The following is a 17,622-nucleotide window of genomic DNA, read 5'->3' as shown; positions in this document are numbered from 1 at the left end:
TGATGGGAAAAATTTTATCGGGTATTTTAATAGTTGGGATCATTGGTTTTTCCATCTGGTATTTTGCGGTTAAGCCCTATGACTACAGTATCGCATTTACCACCAATACCCCAGGTGGAATTATTTATGAAAGAATTGAATATTGGCAATACGAGCATTTTGATAAAGCCGAAATTTTGGAGGAAAACTTTGATGAACAGGTTAAACATCTAGTTAAATTTCAGGATACCCCCCTAATTATCGATTGGAATATTAGTCAGCTCAACGATTCCGTAAATAAGGTAAAAGCTATTATTAGCCATCCAGAAAGCTTAATTTCCAGTCGGTTTTCTATACTAATTGGTGAAAATAAAGAACAGGATAGCCTTAAAAAAGAGCTTGAAATAATCAGAAAGTCTCTTGATAAAGAAAAAAACAATTATAATATTGAGATTATTGGCGAAACAAAGGCGCCAAAAGCCGACTATTGCGCCTGCATAGGTTTAAAAGGAAAGCTTCAACAAAAAGCAATGCTTATGATGACCAATATTGGTTATTTATCGGATTATGTTTTAGAGCATGATCTTGAAATGCCCGCAAAGCCAAGAGTTCTGGTAAAAAGTTGGGACAAGGGGACCAATGAAATTAAGTTCGATTTTTGTTTTCCGATTGTTAAAAAAGAGGGACTACCAGAAACCGAAAAGATTAAATTAAGAACATTACCATCGTTTAATGCAGTGCATACGATTTTTAATGGGAACTATCTTTTTACACACTTCGCCTGGTATAAATTGCAGGATTATGCCAAAGCAAATCATTTAAAAATTAGTGATCAGGTTCTTGAGGTATTTAATAATAATCCTGAAATGGGTGGAAACTCCACCGAATGGACAACCGATATTTATACCTTAATAAGAGATTAACAGCCAAGAAAAATGCTGGACTATAAATGAATTTACCTGTTCGTCCTATAAAACTTTTATTATACCAATAATTGGAAATAAAGAGATTTTTCAGGTTTTAAGCCTTATTTTTTGAAAAACTTACAGGTGCAATTTGGTACTCAAAAAGAATATATAATAAGTATATCAAATAGTTCCAATCCATTCTTTTTTCTTGTTTCATTCAGTGAAGCGTTCTTGCTTCTTTAACCGGACAATGCTGATTGATTTGCTTAATTTGCTAAGATTTTCAAATCAGTCATAATAACTTTTTAAATGACGTTTTTTAAATAAAATTTTAGAAAACCGACGTCAATAAACTATTTCAGGGCGTGTCTATAATGCATCCTTGTATATTTATTTTTTATCGAGACATCTTGAATAGCAGCTACTTTAGATGGGAAAGTGGGTATTATCAATATATGGTGCTACCAATAAAAAAGCTGTCCCTTTTAGAAGAGACAGCTTTTTTCGGATAATTAGTAATTTAGATTACCTAAATTTAAGCTATAACAATATACTTTAATTTGCTTTAATATTAAAACTAAAGTATTCTATTTTGAGAAATTTAAAGCGACATGGCTTTACCTCCCCCCAGTTCTTCAACCGGGCCACAAGGAATGTATTCTCCTGGGATAGGATCGTACCAAAGTACATTTTCCCCAATTTGTTCACTAGTTTTCCAAGCCCAGATTCCCAAATCCCTTACCGTTTCTAAATAAGCAAGGGCTCCAGAATCTTGATTCATTTCTTCTCCTAATTCTTCTTCATCAGGAGTTTGTTCTTGTGGGTCTTGAGTTTCGGTATTCCTTTTTGGTCTAAAGCTTTCCCTTTCTTCCGGAGTAGCTTTTAAATATTTTGCGATGATTTTATCAAATTCCTCAGGAGTTCCATTACCCGGATCTTTATCAAATTCCTTTTTAAAAGCACTGGCAAAAGCATCTGCCGATTTCTTAAATTCTTTTTGCTGCGACTCGGGAGCTACTTCAGCCATATAAGAATCTATAAATTCAGGTATATTTAATTCACTTGCTCCCGCAGTATCTGTTTTAGGCAAAATAATGTCCAAAACTTCTTTCAGAATAAAACCATTTGATGCGCTGAGATAAGTAGGCTGCCAATTGTAAGTAGGTTCATTCTTACAGCTTTGTAGTAAACTTAAAGTACTTGGCCCAACGACCATCACTCCAGCTCCTAATCCTATATTTCTTAAGGCCTGTCTTCTATTCATGATTTTGGTTTAAGCGTTAGACGAATTTTTAAAGTTTTTGGAAGCGTGATCTGCTGCTCTGGCAGTCATAGCCATATAAGTTAACGAAGGGTTCTGGCATCCAGAAGATGTCATAAAAGAACCATCTGTAACATACACGTTTTTCACGGTGTGTAGCTGGTTATTACCGTTTAGAACCGAAGTTTTTGGATCGCGGCCCATTCTTGCAGTTCCCATTTCGTGAATTCCAAGACCAGGAGCGCCAATATTATCGTAAGAAGAGATTTCACGGCAACCTGCTTTTTCTAGCATAGCTACAGCCTGTTCTTTCATGTCCTTACGCATTTTAAGCTCATTTTCTTTGAACTCAGCATCAAAAGTTACGGTAGGTAATCCCCACTTATCTAACTTATCATAATCCAAAGTCATTTTATTATCATGGTAAGGAAGACATTCTCCAAAAGCTAAAAGACCCATAGTCCAGCCACCAGGCTTAACAATAGCTTCTTTCATTTCTTTACCATAACCCAGCTCGGCAATCGCCTCCTGCCAGTCTCCACGGCTAGCACCTCCCTGGTAACCATAACCTCTAATAAAATCCAAACCTTCGTTATCTTTTAGATTTCTAAAGCGAGGAAGGTAAATTCCGTTAGGCTTTCTTCCTTTGTAGTAAGAATCCTCAAATCCGTCAAACTTACCTGAGGCTCCAACCAAGAAATGGTGATCCATCACGTTATGTCCTAGCTCTCCACTATCGTTTCCTAAACCATCAGGAAATCGATCAGACTTTGACTGCATTAAAATACTGGTAGAAGCAATAGCCGAAGCACAAAGGAAAATAACATTGGCTTTAAATTCCATTTCTTCTTTCGTCTCTGTATCAATTACTTTTACTCCTGTTGCTTCCTTGGTGTCCGGATCGTATAATACTTCACTAACAATAGAATAAGGTCTTAGTGTCATATTATTCGTTTTACTCGCTGCTGGTAATGTAGAAGACGGACTGCTAAAATAACCTCCATAAGGACAGCCTCTTATACAACGATTTCTAAACTGACAATTAGAGCGACCTTCAAATTTTTTATCTCCGGTTATATGCGCTACCCGACCTGCCGTTAACACACGACCATCAAAATTTTCAGCAATTTTTTCTCTTATATGTTCTTCTACACAGTTTAGATCCATCGGCGGAAGAAAATTCCCGTCAGGTAACTGAGAAAGCCCTTCTTTGCGACCACTTACCCCTATATAAGATTCTACATAGTCGTACCATGGTGCGATATCTTTATAACGAATGGGCCAGTCTACTGCAACACCATCTTTTTTATTTGCATTAAAATCAAGATCACTTAAACGATAACTATGGCGTCCCCACATTATTGATCGTCCACCAACATGATATCCACGCATCCAGTCAAACCTTTTAGTTTCGTTATAGGGATGATCTATATCATCAACAAACCAGTGTGCACTGGCCTTATTTGTGGTATATCCTGTACGTGCCTGTTTTTGTTGACGAGCGGCTTCTTCTCGCGTTTGTTGCCCTTTAAACTTGTAATCCCAGGGATCATCATTCATCGTAGGATAGTCTTTTACATGTTCTATCATACGACCTCTTTCTAATACAAGGGTTTTAAACCCTTTTTCACATAATTCTTTCGCGGCCCATCCTCCGCTAATACCTGTTCCTACCACAATGGCATCGTAGGTATCGTTTTCGTAATAACTTTTGCTCACGGTAATGTTATTGGTTAATAATTTGATCATCGAATCTTCTCAAATATATAAATTATTGCGTATAATTTCACATCTTTGAAAAAAACAATACATTTATAACTGCAAAAAAAATTGATCTCACATTATTTTAAAACATATTAACAGATTATATGAATAATAAATTATCCCGATTCCGCATCTTAGTTTTGGGGGTAATTGTCTTTAATTTATCCTTACTTTCCTGTAAAAATAAGGAAACTGAAAATAAAGACAACAGCTCCGCAGCCATTGATTCTACTGAAAGCAATGAGCTTTTTTTTAAATTGAGCTTGGCTCAATGGTCATTAGAAAAACCTATTCACGAAGGCGAATTAGATCCTGTTGATTTTGCTGAAAAAGCTAAAGAATTAGGATTTAATGGTATTGAATATGTAAACCAACTTTATTTTGATAAATATCGAAATTCTAATGATCCGGAAGCTGCTTTTTCCCAACTTTTAGATACGCTAAAAGCAAAAAGTGAGCAATTTAATGTTAAAAACGTATTGATAATGGTTGATGGCGAAGGTGATTTAGCCGCTATCGATGATAAGGACAGAGAAGATGCCGTAGAAAAGCATAAACGTTGGGTAGATGCCGCCAAATTTTTAGGTTGTCATGCTATTCGTGTGAATTTATTTGGTAGTGATGATGAAGCCGAATGGAAATCTAACGCCGTAAAAGGTCTTACCGAATTATCTAAATATGCTGCTACCCAAAAAATTAATGTTTTGGTTGAAAACCACGGTGGCTTATCCAGTAATGGAAAATTACTTGCTGAAGTTATGGAAGAAGTAGATCTGCCCAATTGCGGTACCCTTCCTGATTTCGGTAATTTCTGTTTACGCAGGAAAGATGGTAAAATGTGGGGAGCAGAGTGTATAGAAGAGTATCCCACTTATCAGGGAATCGAAGAAATGCTTCCTTATGCCAAAGCCGTTAGTGCAAAAACTTATGAATTCGATGAAAATGGGAAAGAAACTACTCTTGATATAAGACGAATTTTAAAATTGATAAAAGAATCCGGTTATACCGGGTGGATTGGTGTGGAATACGAAGGTACCGATATAACGCCAGAAGAAGGAATCCTAAAAACAAAAGAACTATTATTAAAAGAAGCAAAGCAGCTTTAAACATTACTATACTATGAAGAAACTGGTAAGATTTCAACTATCGCTAATGATGTTTTTAGAATTTTTCATTTGGGGTGGTTGGTTTGTAACATTAGGTACATTTTTGGCCGATAATTTACAGGCAACCGGGGCAGAAACTGCTTTGGCTTTCTCTACACAATCCTGGGGCGCCATTATAGCTCCATTTATTATTGGGCTGATTGCTGATAGATTTTTTAATGCTGAGCGAATTTTAGGGGTACTGCATTTAATAGGTGCCATATTAATGTATATGATGTACAGCTCTGTAGATTTCGGTAGTTTTTACCCCTATGTTCTTGGTTACATGGTATTATACATGCCCACTTTAGCCTTAGTAAATTCTATTTCTTTTGCACAAATGAAAGATCCATCAAAAGAATTCTCTAATATTAGAGTTTTTGGAACCATTGGCTGGATTATTTCTGGAGTAGTAATTAGTACCGTATTTGCATGGGACGCTCCAGAAGCAAGAGCTGAAGGAATGCTAAAATATACGTTTTTAATGGTAGCCATTGCATCTGCATTTTTAGGCCTTTTTAGTTTTACCTTACCAAAAACACCACCATCTGGAAAAGGCGAAAAAATCACCATTAAAGATATACTGGGATTAGAAGCTATCGGACTCCTAAAGAACAGGAACTTTTTTATGTTCTTCTTATCCTCAATACTAATTTGTATACCACTTGCTTTTTATTATCAAAATGCGAATCCGTTTTTAGCCGAAGTCGGTATGGGAGCCCCAACGGTAAAAATGGCAATTGGTCAGGTTTCCGAAGCACTATTCCTTTTACTTATACCATTTTTCTTTAAACGCTACGGTTTTAAAATTACATTAATAGCTGGAATGTTGGCATGGACGATAAGATATTTATTGTTTGCCTATGGAAATGCAGACGAGTTAGTGTTTATGCTATACATTGGTATTGCATTACATGGGATATGCTATGATTTCTTCTTTGTATCCGGACAAATTTATACCGACTCTAAGGCCGGTCCAAAAATTAAAAGTGCCGCACAGGGTTTAATTACACTTGCTACCTATGGTGTTGGAATGCTAATAGGCTTCTGGGTAGCAGGACAAATTAGCGATATGTACCTTAACGCAGATGGTACTCATGACTGGACTAATATCTGGATCGTACCAGCTGGATTTGCCTTTGTGGTAATGATCATTTTTGCTATCTTTTTCCGAAATGAAAAAGTCGAATATTCTGAATAAAAATTAAAAATAAAATGGGAAAGAAAATTAAACTGGGCATCCTTGGAGGTGGCGGTGATTCATTAATTGGTGTTTTACATCGTGTAGCTTCTTCAATGTTCGATAAGTTTGAGGTTGTTGGAGGTGTTTTTAATACCGATAAAAATGAAAGTATACGATTTGCTGAAGAAATTGGAATTGACACCAATCATATTTATGCTAATCTTGATGAGCTCATTGAAAAAGAGAAAAGCTTACCTGAAGAAGAACGTATAAAAGTAGTATCCGTACTTACTCCAAATTTTCTTCATTTTTCGATGGCTAAACAACTATTGGAAAATGGATTTCATGTGATTTGTGAAAAACCAATGACCACTACGTTAGAAGAAGCTAAAATTCTTAAGAAAACCTCAGATAAAGCGGGAAAAGTCTTTGCGGTTACCTATACGTATACGGGATATCCAATGGTACGCCAAATGAGGGACATGATCACTTCAGGAAAGCTTGGAAAAATTCAGAAAATAGATGTTCAGTATTATCAGGGTTGGATAAACCCCATTATTCATGATAAAGAACAACGAAATACTATTTGGCGACTCGATCCTGAAAAATCTGGAATAAGTTGCTGTATTGGTGATATTGGTACTCATGCTTATGACATGATTGAATATATAACAGGCATGGAGGTTAAAAAGATCCTTGCAGATCTAAATTATCTTTACGAGGATAACGCAATGGATATCGATGGCACCGTGTTACTAAGACTTGACGATCAGGTTAAAGGTGTGCTTAGAGCTAGCCAGATCGCCACCGGAGAAGAAAATAATTTTACCGTAAAAGTTTACGGAGACAAAGCCGGAATAAAATGGGAACAGGAAAACCCTAATTACCTTTATTTAATGGAAGAAGGTAAACCTTTACAGGTCTTAAAACCAGGACATGCTTATAACAGTGATTTTTCACTAAGCGGAACAAAACTACCACCAGGACATCCTGAAGGAATTTTTGACTCTATGGGTAATATTTATCATGGGGTGGCAAAAGCAATTTTAGGAGAAAAGGCTTTTGATGGCGAATACCCAACCATTATTGATGGTTTACGAGGAATGAACTTTATCGAAAAAGCGGTAGAAAGCCATAAGAAAGGTAATGTTTGGACAAATATAGACGATTAATCTGCAAAAAATTAACCAATGAAAACGATAAAAGGACCTGCAGTTTATTTAGCTCAGTTTATGGATACTAAAGCTCCATTTAACAGCTTAGACGGGCTTTGCCAATGGGCTGCAGATTTAGGATACAAAGGAATACAAATCCCAACCTGGGAGTCGGCACTAATCGACCTTAAAAAAGCAGGAGAAAGCAAAACCTATTGTGACGAGCTCAAAGGAAAAGTTGAATCTTACGGATTAGCAATTACCGAGCTTTGTACACATCTACAGGGACAGCTGGTTGCCGTACATCCTGCCTACGATATCATGTTTGATAATTTTGCTCCAGATGAATATAAGGGCAATCCTAAAGCCAGAACACAATGGGCTATAGAACAACTAAAAAGTGCTGCTAAGGCCAGTCGGAATTTTGGACTGGATGTACATGGTACTTTTAGTGGCTCTCTTTTATGGCATACCGCTCACCCATGGCCGCAACGACCAGATGGTCTTGTTGAACTTGGTTTTAAAGAATTAGCGAATCGATGGCTGCCAATTCTAGATGTTTTTGATGAACAGGGAGTCGACCTTTGTTATGAAATTCATCCCGGTGAAGATCTTCACGATGGTGATACTTTTGAGCGCTTTCTAGCGGAAACAAATAATCACAAAAGAGTTAATCTTCTTTACGATCCAAGCCATTTTGTGCTACAACAATTAGATTATTTAACATATATCGATCATTATCATGAGTTCATTAAAATGTTTCATGTGAAAGATGCCGAGTTTAATCCTACCGGTAAAAAAGGAAGCTTTGGTGGATATAATGATTGGATAGACCGTGCGGGTAGATACCGCCATCCTGGTGACGGTCAGGTAGATTTTAAAACGATTTTCTCTAAATTAACCCAATATGGATGTGATGTCTGGGCGGTAATGGAATGGGAATGTTGCATAAAATCTCCCGACCAGGGAGCTAAAGAAGGAGCTCCATTTATACAAAGCCATATTATCGAAGCCACCCAGAAAAAATTTGATGATTTCGCAGGATCCGAAATTAACGAAGACCATCTTAAAAAGATTCTGGGATTAAAATAAATATTCAAAATCAATACCACCGAGAACTATTATCTCAAATAATTTTAACCTTAACCTAACCGTAAATGAAAAAATTAGGATTAGTACTATTAGCTGCTGCTGTAACAACAATTAGCTGTAAAAATTCTGAATCTGAGAATTCAGAAAAATCAAATGAAAACGAAGAAAATGTCGTTACCGGTAAACCGGCTTCAAATAGTGATTGGAATGATCTTACTACAGGTGATATAAATGATCACTGGAAAGGCTATAACCGTGATTCTATTACACAATGGACGCTAAACGACGGGACTTTACATTTTGTCCCGAAAGAAGGAAGAAATCAAAGTGAAAATTTAATTACGAAAAACAGTTATACCGATTTTGAACTTTCCATGGAATGGAAAATTTCTGAAGGAGGAAATAGCGGATTTATGTGGGCTGTAGTAGAAGACAAAGACCTAGGTGAGCCTTATTTAACCGGTCCTGAAATCCAGGTATTGGATAATGAAAAACATCCAGATGGTAAAAATGGTCCTAATCGTCACGCCGGTGCTCTATATGACATGGTTGCTCCTCCTGAAAATGCCACCAAACCAGTAGGAGAATGGAATAGCGTTGTTTTAAAAATAGATCATAAAACTAATGAGGGCTCTGTGACCCAAAACGGAGTAAAAATCGTTGAATTTCCTGTTGAAGGAGAAGGATGGGAAGAACTTGTTAAGAACTCAAAATTTGCGGACTGGGATCGATTTGGAAAATCTAAATCTGGTCATATTGCTTTACAGGATCATGGTCACGAGGTTTGGTTTCGAAATATTACGATTAAAGAATTAAACTAGTTTTTAGTTTTTATAAAGAACCGCGCTGCTATGCGCGGTTCTTTTTTTGCCTTACTATCCTACTATACACAGGCTGAAAAACTTAAATACTAACAAAAACAGGTATATAATTTTAAGTAATGAAACTTTATTTAAAAGTATTAATACTATAAGTTTAAAACTGAATTCTAAAGGGGTTTTGACTGTTAAGCTTGCCTTAAATACTTGCATTCCTTTCCTAATCTTGGTACATTCGTTATGATTAATTGTAAAACCAATCAGGAAATTATGAAACGTATTAGCTTACCGCTACTTTTTTGTGCTACGCTTTTTATAACCAGTTGTAAAAACGAAAAAAAAGAAAGTGATAGTACAGAATTAGAAGAGCAAACAACCGAAATGAGTTCTGATTCCAACAAAATGGAAGATGAAAATGCTGATGAGAAAAAAATAATGGTAACCTTAGAGCCAAAAAGTGACAGCAACCTTTCTGGAGAAGTAGTCTTTACTCAGAAAAATGGTGAGGTTACTATGGAAGCTACCATTATGGGGCTTTCTGAAGGTAAACACGCTATTCACATTCACCAGAAGGCAGATTGCTCTGCTGCAGACGGTACATCCGCAGGTGGACACTGGAATCCTACCAATGAGCCTCACGGTAAATGGGGATCTGAAGATGGCTACCATAAAGGTGATATAGGAAATTTTGAAGTAGATGCTTCAGGAAAAGGTACGATTACTGTAACTACCGACGAGTGGTGTATAGGATGTGGCGACGATACTAAAGATATCGTAGGTAAAGCTATTATTGTACACGACGGTGTAGACGATTTTACCTCTCAGCCGTCAGGTGCTGCTGGTACCCGTGTGGGATGTGGAGTTATCGAAATGAAATAAAATTGGGATAAAATCCTAAAATTGAAAATAAAAGCAGCTAATTAATTAGCTGCTTTTATTTTTTTATCTATTTTTAAATAAACTAACCATTAAATTTTATGCAGCAGGATGGCTTAATTTTAGAGCTACAAAAAGGAAATCAAAAAGCCTTTGAGCGCATTTACCAACTTTACTCTGAAAGTACCTACGGTATCATTTTTAGCATTATTGGCGAAAAGGATATCGCAGAAGAGGTTTTACAAGATGTATTCATGAAAATATGGGAAAATGCGGAATCCTACGATTCCAGCAAAGGCCGATTTTTTACCTGGATCCTCAATATTGCCAGGAATGCTTCCATAGATAAGATAAGATCTAAAAGTTTTAAAAACAAAAAACAAAACCTCGCTGCAGATAATTTCGTAGATATATTAGAATCAAACTCAAATTTTAGTGCTAGTGCAGACGCCATAGGATTGAAAAAATATATCGAAATTCTGAAACCCGTTTGTAAAAAATTAATCGACCTATTATTTTTCAAAGGCTATACTCAAAAAGAAACTGCTGATGAATTAGAAATGCCTTTGGGAACGGTAAAAACCAGAAACAGAGCCTGTATTAATAAATTAAGAGAAATTATAGGAAACTAATGGCTAAAATAGAAGATTATATATCATCAGGTATTTTGGAGCTTTATGTTTACGGCGCTCTTAGTGAAGCTGAAAGTCGCAAGGTGACCTCTATGCTTAAAGAATATGCCGAAGTTGAAAAAGAAGTAGAGGAAATCGAGGCTGCCCTTCAGAAACTTGCAATTGGAGTAGCCCCCTACAATCCTGAAGCATTATTAGCTTCACTTAAATCTAAACTTACTCCGCGTAATTCCGTTAGGTCTATCGCACCAAAAAGCACGCGTCGCGCTAAATGGGTAACATATATGGGGTGGGCTGCAAGTCTCGTACTTTTAATAGGCTTATTCTTTTTGTTCCAGCAAAACAGTGCGCTTAGAAGATCGTTAACCGAAGCGGAAACTAAGAATAGCATTATAGAGCAACAAATTGCGGATATTAGAGCAGATGCTGAAAATACAAAACAGATTTTAGCGGCACTAAGAGATCAAAATATTTCAAGAATACCATTACAAGGGCAGGATGTAGCTCCTGGCGCCTATGCTACAGTATACTGGAATAATAACGATGATACCGCATACATTGATGCCCTTGGCTTACCAGAACCACCAAGAGGTATGGTTTATCAAGTATGGTCGCTAACCATGCAACCATTAACACCAACGAGTATTGGTTTATTAGAGGATTTTGATGAAGCTGGATCTAAAATATTTAAGTTAGCCAATACTAATGAATCTGAAGCTTTTGGTATTACCCTGGAGCCTGAGGGCGGTAGCCAATCTCCTACCATGGAACAGTTATACGTGCTAGGTACAGTAGCAGCTCCTTAATACTTTTAGAACTATTTGGTGGTGCCTGTAAAACCAATATATTTGAGAATAAGAAAAGCCCTGCGAATGCAGGGCTTTTTCATAGGCGCCAGTAGTAAATTGCTAACTTGGAGTAAAGACGAAAGGCCTGTAAAAACAAGCCTTTCACCTAACCAACCAAAAAAATCAAAAACTCAAATCTGAAATTCGACCAAAAAAAACGATTCAAGTAGAAAGGCTTCTTTACTGCCCTTCATTTATATTTACGAAATAAAGTTTTATTTGGTTTTAAAAATATTGAGTTTTAACATTTTATTCTAACATCCTAAATCTAAGAAATCCAACTCTTAAAGTCCTTAACGCGTTCTCTACTCACAATCATTTGAAATTCTTTAAAATTCATGAGTTTAAGCTCTAATCTAGAGTTAGTATACGAAATAATATCTTTAATTGCTTTTAAGTTTACAATACACTTTCTATTAATTCTAAAAAACAGGCTAGGATCCAGATCTTTTTCAAGCTGCTCTAAAGAGGCATCCATTAGGTAAGCTCTACCTTCATTATTTTGGATATACGTGGCTTTATTTTCTGAATAAAAACAAACAATATCATCTACGTCTATAATTTTAAGATGCTGCCCTATCTGAATGGTAAATCTTGACTTATAATTACTGGAAGGGGAAAGATGAAGTAAATTTCTAAAATCATCTACATTTAATTGTACCGACTTTGACTGATGTGTTTCTTCAAATTTTTCGATGGCGTCATCCAGCTCCTCATCATCAATTGGTTTTAATAAATAATCTATGCTATTTAATTTAAAAGCTTTTAATGCATACTCATCATAGGCCGTTGTAAAAATAATTGCACTTTTCACTTTTACGGTTTCAAAAATTTCAAAAGAGAGTCCGTCACTTAGTTGAATATCCAGAAATATAAGATCTGGATGCTCATTTTTAGAAAACCAGGCAACCCCCTCGGCCACAGAATGAAGCATTACCACTACATCTAATCCTCTTTTATTTAGTAAACGATTTAATCGCCTTGCGGCAGGCTTTTCGTCTTCAATAATTACTACTTTCATGTAAAATATTATTCCCAGCGATGCTGATCATGTTCTTCATTCATATATTCATTTATCTTTCGCTCTTCCCAATCCTTACTAAACATGGGATTTTTATCAAAAGCTTTTAAATAATCGAAAGCCAGGCCAATCCCCCACCCAAAGAAAACCCATAAAAACCAGGGATAACTTAAATCTATGGTGTACCAATTAATACCAAACAATAAAAGATTTACTACGATAAACACCATTAAGTGCGTATAAAAATCTTTAATTTTTTGCACTTTTCTTCGTGCTTCAATATATTTTTCTTCTGAATTTTTCATGATCGATGATTTACCTTTATTTATTCAATATCTCTTTAATCTTACGCTCTTCCCAATCCCTTCCTAAAAAAGGATTTTTATTAAAAGCCTTTAAATAATCAAACGCCAAACCTATTCCCCATCCAAAAGTTCCACATAAAACCCATGGAAATTCGATATATTTTATCTGGTAGTTAATACTCAAAAAAACAAGATTAACGAGGATAAAAGTTACCAGGTGGGCGTAGAACTTTTTTATATTCTTTATTTGCTCTTGTGCTATAAAATATCTGTCTGCTAAATTTTTCATAATTAAGTATATTAATCTTCTTTGTTGATGATTTCTTTAATCTTACGTTCCTCCCAATCCTTTCCTAGAAAAGGACTATAGTTAAAAGCTGCAAAACCATGAAACAGTAGTCCCAGTCCCCAACCTAGCGCCGGGAAAATAACCCATATAAAATCTGTAGTCAGATAATTAAAGACCGCTAGCACAGGAATTATTATACAATAAGACGTAAGATTCCCGTAGAATTCTTTCTCTTTATGTACACGTTCTTTTGCCTGTAAGTATCTTTGGCTATCTATTGTTTTCATTTTTTCAGATTTTAAAGGTTTTAACTGGTTGGTTTGTTTCGTCAATAAAGGAAGACGCACCATAAACTCGTCTTCTGTTTTAATAATTTCCATTGTCCTTTTAGTAAGCAGGTTGTAGCGTTCTTTAATATTTACCAGGCCTACCCCACTTCCACTTTTTAAAATTTCTTTAGGCTGTAGGTTATTCTTCACCACAAGTACCCTATCCGCCTCGTAAATTGTAATAACCAAAGGAGAATCGGGAGTTATTTTATTATGTTTTACAGTGTTTTCTAATAATAACTGTAGTGAAAGTGGTACCACCTTCGCTTCGGGATTTGAAAGTTGTTCAGGAAAATCATATATGATAGAATCTTCGAAGCGCATTTTTAAAAGATTCATATAGACTTTAGCAAATTTAAGTTCTTCTTCTATCGTTACCAGTTCTTTGCTTTTTTGCTCTAAAACATAGCGATATACTTTAGATAATGAACCGGTAAATTTTTGTGCCATATCAGGATCTTCATCAATTAAAGAACTCAACACATTCAGACTATTAAAAAGAAAATGAGGATCAAGCTGATTTTTAAGTGCATCAAATCTTGAAGTGGCTGTTCCTGCGATGATTTGCTGCTCTTTTACTTTTTCTTCCTGCCTGGCTCTAAAAAAATAAACAAGATGAAAAAACAAGGATATTACGGTACTGAACAATAGCGGAAATAAATAATATCTTAATTTCTCTTCACTTATAAATTCAGTAAGCGTTTTAGTTGGTACCAAGAGAACAATTTGTATAAGCCTACACAAAAAATAAGCTATAAGAGTTACTATTATTGATCCTGATGCTGAAAGGAAAACTCTTTTTGGCCCGGCATTTTCCCAACCTACATATTTCTCAAAAAGATCGGCATACAAAACATTTACAATGGTTAGGGATAAACTATAAAAAACCATTATTCCCCAATTTTCTAAATCTTTAAAATAATCAATTTTAAAGTCGTTAAAAATTAGGTTTATAATAAAAACCAAAATACTTACTATAAAACTAATCTTGATAATTTTATTTAGGGTTTGCATAGGATTGCTATTATGTTCTAAAAATACTTTAATTTTTAATTAAAATCTCTATACCCTAATTTTTGCAATCTTCTAAAGCTTTGACAGCCTGTTCTCTCCCCCAGTTTGGGTAAAACGGTGTATCGTTCTTAAACTCATCAAATAAAACGATAGAAGCTTTGATCTCTTTACAAATTGGTGTTGTATCCTTTCCAAAGAACTTTGCTCCTCCTAAATCAAATTGTGCTTTCTCAAATTTAACCCTTGGGTTTTTGGGCTCCAACTTTTCAGCTTTTGCATAAATCTCGTTGATTTTTGGCATATATTTTTGTCCGTTGACCATAGGATTTTGTGTAATTTTCACAGTATAGATAAGCGCCTCGAGCACTAAAAGTTCGGCATTTTCATCGGTTTTCATCAACGCTGATTGTAAAGCTGTTTCTGCTTTTTTTAGCTGATTTTCTAACATTTTTTGATCGTTAGTACTAAAGGCTGCCGTCGTATTTACCAATCCCAAATAATAATCGGGTAACCAGTTTTCCTTTTCTGCCGCCGCAATACGCTCAAAAATAGCACTAGCGGTTTCAACTTTACCTTCCTGCCAGTTTTGCATGGCTTTTTGCATGGCTTCTTCGTAACTCTGTGCAGATATCGCTTCAGAAATTGTAAGTAAAAATAGAATAATAAGTGTTTTCATTTTTTGATTGATTTTATTTCTTATTGTAAAATTGGATAAATAAAGGCTGCTTTTAAATAATAGCTTACTGAATCGTCGAATTTCAATGCCGAATTGTAATTTTAAAGTTGATCCAACTGATTTCGGTTTTTATTATCACTTATCGTCCAAAAGAACCCCACAAAGAAAAACCTGTCGGCCGTGGGTCTAACTGCCTTTGCAGTGTATTTTCCTGAAGCATTTGGGGTGTTAGCATAATCATATCCAAATATATTTTTAGTCCCTAGAATATTGGAAACCGAGACATAAAGAATTTGCTGTTTATTAAGTAAATATGCCCAGTTGAAATTCAAACTATGGTAAGATGAAGTTTTCTCACTCATAAAATCTAACGTATTAGGATCGTTATAAGGCCTACCTGAATTAAAATTATAGGTAAATCCAACCTGACTACGTAAAGATTGAACCCAATATTTACTGACAATAGAAACATTATGATTGGCTACATAATTTGGTGTTACCTGCTCTGGATAATTTTGGTATTTCCTTTTAGAATCGATAAAAGAATATGACACCCAATAATCAAGATTTTTTAAATGCCCGTCACGCCAAAAAATATCGATCCCTTTGGCATAACCAGAACCATTGTTGCCAAAATTAGAATCATACGTAATTTCATCTCCTGTGTAGGTTAATAAATCGCGATATTTTTTAAAATAAGCCTCTGCTCTTAATGTAGTTGAAGCTTTTGAAAATTGATAATTAAGGATATAATGTGCTGCTTGTTGCTGAAATAAATCCTGATTAAATTTTAAATAATCCTGCCCTACCTGTTGCCTAAAGTTTCCATACGCTGTTGAAATTTGTTGACTCTCATCTAATTTATAAGCTAAAGATAAACGCGGACTCACATAAACTTTTTCCAACAGTGCGTCCCGGGTGGTTCTTACTCCCACTTTCGCTGCCAGATTCTGCGTAAAATAAACATCGGTTTCAGTAAATACTGAAAATAATCCTGAAGTATAATTCGGCTCAAAATCACCAGTGTCAGTTTGGTAATATTGATTAAAATTGGTATTAAAATATTCCGCTCCAAAATTCAATTTTATTTTATCTGTAAATCTTTTACTAAGCTTCGTTTTTAGATGAAAACTATTTTCGGTATCATCAACTATTTCAGCATTTTCTTCATTTTCTAAATTGATATCATTTTGGCTATTTCCGTAACTAATTCCGCCAAATAAGTGCCATTTGTTACCTAACGAATGCTGATAAGAAGAATTCATATAAAAATTATTGTTTTTTAAATCAACCGTTTGGGAAGCTCCATCGATAGGCTGCTCTACTGTAAAGGAAGAATAATCATAAGCGGTGTAGACTTTTAAAAGTCCGTTTTCAAACTGATTTCTAAAAACAGCTTCACCGGCAATGGACTGGAAAGGTTTATCAAATTTTATATTTTGATCGATTAAAGATTGATAAGGTCCAAGATTCACATAACTAGCATTTAGCGTGATTGAACTTTTTTCCCAGTTTTTAGTTTTACCAATCCCTAAACCTAAACTCATAAAGCTAAGTTCTGTATTATCTTCTTCGGCTTTTTCCTGAGTATCCATCACTAACACACTCGACAAGGCATTACCATATTCGGCACTGTAACCACCGGTAGAGAAAGACATTCCTTTAAATAAATAGGGAGAAAATCGCCCTCTGGAAGGAATATTTCTTACAGAAGCATTATAGGGCTGCGCAACTCTTAATCCGTCTATAAAAGTTTGTGTTTCGCTGGCATCACCACCCCTTACAAATAAACGCCCGTCTTCGCCAACACTTTGCGTACCAGGCAGTGTTTCTAATGCCGCGATAATATTCCCAACACTTCCGGCTGTAGTTACAATATCCAAAGGTTTTAAAACCGAAGCTTCGGAGGCAGTTCCTGCTTCAAAATTTCCTGCATTGATAATCACTGCATTTAAAGCATCAAATTTTTCTACAAGCTGAATTTGTAGATTGTTGAAATCATTTATTTCTCCTGAAATTTCTTTAGTTTCAAAAGACAAAAATGAAATTACAAGGATTTGTGTTCCGGTTTTTTCAGAAGTAAAAACAAACTGTCCATTTTTATCTGAAACAGCACCGTCATAAGTGCCTTTAATATAAATATTGGCTCCTACTATGGGCTGCTGTTTTTTATCTATAATAATCCCAGAAATTTCGTGTTGCGCAAGCAATGATTGCGCACTAAAAATTGTAGCTAAAAGAAAAAGAAAGTAATTGAAGTTCATTTTTGATTGATTTTATACTCCAAAAATGCTTTAGGAATTCAATTACTTATAAAAAAGAAAACTG

Annotated in this window: 17 protein-coding genes; 9 read left to right on the top strand and 8 right to left on the bottom strand. The window is 35.4% G+C overall.

What is annotated here, in order from left to right; all coding sequences use genetic code 11:
• Positions 1 to 2 precede the first annotated feature (2 nt).
• A complete protein-coding gene (locus ZPR_RS11610) occupies positions 3 to 902 on the top strand; it encodes a GyrI-like domain-containing protein (protein WP_013071867.1) in 900 nt (299 codons plus the stop codon).
• A 586-nt stretch (positions 903 to 1,488) separates the two neighbouring features.
• Here the strand turns inward: ZPR_RS11610 and ZPR_RS11605 are convergent.
• Together ZPR_RS11605 and ZPR_RS11600 are read right to left on the bottom strand one after the other, a co-directional pair.
• Complete coding sequence (locus tag ZPR_RS11605; RefSeq protein WP_013071866.1) at positions 1,489 to 2,151, bottom strand: gluconate 2-dehydrogenase subunit 3 family protein; 663 nt, start codon at positions 2,149 to 2,151, stop codon at positions 1,489 to 1,491.
• Positions 2,152 to 2,160: 9 nt separating this feature from the next.
• A complete protein-coding gene (locus tag ZPR_RS11600; protein WP_013071865.1) occupies positions 2,161 to 3,897 on the bottom strand; it encodes a GMC oxidoreductase in 1,737 nt (578 codons plus the stop codon).
• A gap of 119 nt (positions 3,898 to 4,016) precedes the next feature.
• On the opposite strand from ZPR_RS11600, the gene ZPR_RS11595 reads away from it, so the two are divergent.
• The 8 genes from ZPR_RS11595 (at position 4,017) to ZPR_RS11560 (ending at position 11,618) form a co-directional block, all read left to right on the top strand.
• Positions 4,017 to 5,018 (top strand): sugar phosphate isomerase/epimerase family protein, encoded by a 1,002-nt coding sequence (locus tag ZPR_RS11595; RefSeq protein WP_013071864.1) that lies wholly within the window; start codon positions 4,017 to 4,019, stop codon positions 5,016 to 5,018.
• A gap of 13 nt (positions 5,019 to 5,031) precedes the next feature.
• Positions 5,032 to 6,258 (top strand): nucleoside permease, encoded by a 1,227-nt coding sequence (locus ZPR_RS11590; protein WP_013071863.1) that lies wholly within the window; start codon positions 5,032 to 5,034, stop codon positions 6,256 to 6,258.
• Between the two features lie 14 nt (positions 6,259 to 6,272).
• Positions 6,273 to 7,412, top strand: coding sequence for a Gfo/Idh/MocA family protein (locus tag ZPR_RS11585; RefSeq protein ID WP_013071862.1), 1,140 nt, complete (start codon positions 6,273 to 6,275; stop codon positions 7,410 to 7,412).
• 18 nt (positions 7,413 to 7,430) lie between these two features.
• Positions 7,431 to 8,486 carry a sugar phosphate isomerase/epimerase family protein gene (locus ZPR_RS11580; protein WP_013071861.1) on the top strand — a complete coding sequence of 352 codons (1,056 nt, stop codon included), beginning with the start codon at positions 7,431 to 7,433 and terminating at the stop codon, positions 8,484 to 8,486.
• Between the two features lie 65 nt (positions 8,487 to 8,551).
• Positions 8,552 to 9,307, top strand: coding sequence for a 3-keto-disaccharide hydrolase (locus ZPR_RS11575; RefSeq protein WP_013071860.1), 756 nt, complete (start codon positions 8,552 to 8,554; stop codon positions 9,305 to 9,307).
• Between the two features lie 267 nt (positions 9,308 to 9,574).
• Complete coding sequence (locus ZPR_RS11570) at positions 9,575 to 10,183, top strand: superoxide dismutase family protein (protein ID WP_041579975.1); 609 nt, start codon at positions 9,575 to 9,577, stop codon at positions 10,181 to 10,183.
• Between the two features lie 98 nt (positions 10,184 to 10,281).
• A complete protein-coding gene (locus ZPR_RS11565; protein ID WP_013071858.1) occupies positions 10,282 to 10,812 on the top strand; it encodes an RNA polymerase sigma factor in 531 nt (176 codons plus the stop codon).
• The gene (locus tag ZPR_RS11560) at positions 10,812 to 11,618 is read left to right on the top strand and encodes an anti-sigma factor (protein WP_013071857.1); all 807 of its coding nucleotides are present in this window, start codon (positions 10,812 to 10,814) and stop codon (positions 11,616 to 11,618) included. Before ZPR_RS11565 ends, ZPR_RS11560 begins: the two co-directional genes overlap by 1 nt.
• Before the next feature lie 310 nt (positions 11,619 to 11,928).
• Here ZPR_RS11560 and ZPR_RS11555 read toward each other — a convergent pair whose 3' ends face one another.
• The 6 genes from ZPR_RS11555 to ZPR_RS11530 all read right to left on the bottom strand — a co-directional run bounded on the left by ZPR_RS11555 (position 11,929) and on the right by ZPR_RS11530 (position 17,558).
• Entirely contained in the window at positions 11,929 to 12,681 is a 753-nt protein-coding gene (locus ZPR_RS11555) for a LytR/AlgR family response regulator transcription factor (protein WP_013071855.1), read from the bottom strand.
• 8 nt (positions 12,682 to 12,689) lie between these two features.
• A complete protein-coding gene (locus ZPR_RS11550; protein ID WP_013071854.1) occupies positions 12,690 to 12,986 on the bottom strand; it encodes a 2TM domain-containing protein in 297 nt (98 codons plus the stop codon).
• Positions 12,987 to 13,002: 16 nt separating this feature from the next.
• On the bottom strand, positions 13,003 to 13,275 hold the full coding sequence (locus ZPR_RS11545; RefSeq protein ID WP_013071853.1) for a 2TM domain-containing protein: 273 nt from the start codon (positions 13,273 to 13,275) through the stop codon (positions 13,003 to 13,005).
• Between the two features lie 11 nt (positions 13,276 to 13,286).
• Positions 13,287 to 14,618: a 2TM domain-containing protein gene (locus ZPR_RS11540; RefSeq protein ID WP_013071852.1), complete on the bottom strand. Its 1,332-nt coding sequence runs from the start codon at positions 14,616 to 14,618 to the stop codon at positions 13,287 to 13,289.
• Positions 14,619 to 14,673: 55 nt separating this feature from the next.
• Positions 14,674 to 15,294: a hypothetical protein gene (locus ZPR_RS11535; RefSeq protein ID WP_013071851.1), complete on the bottom strand. Its 621-nt coding sequence runs from the start codon at positions 15,292 to 15,294 to the stop codon at positions 14,674 to 14,676.
• A 101-nt stretch (positions 15,295 to 15,395) separates the two neighbouring features.
• Positions 15,396 to 17,558, bottom strand: coding sequence for a TonB-dependent receptor (locus ZPR_RS11530; RefSeq protein ID WP_013071850.1), 2,163 nt, complete (start codon positions 17,556 to 17,558; stop codon positions 15,396 to 15,398).
• Between the last annotated feature and the right edge of the window lie 64 nt (positions 17,559 to 17,622).

This window comes from Zunongwangia profunda SM-A87, assembly GCF_000023465.1.
Taxonomy (GTDB): Bacteria; Bacteroidota; Bacteroidia; order Flavobacteriales; family Flavobacteriaceae; genus Zunongwangia; species Zunongwangia profunda.
This window is presented reverse-complemented; position numbering and strand designations above follow the sequence as displayed.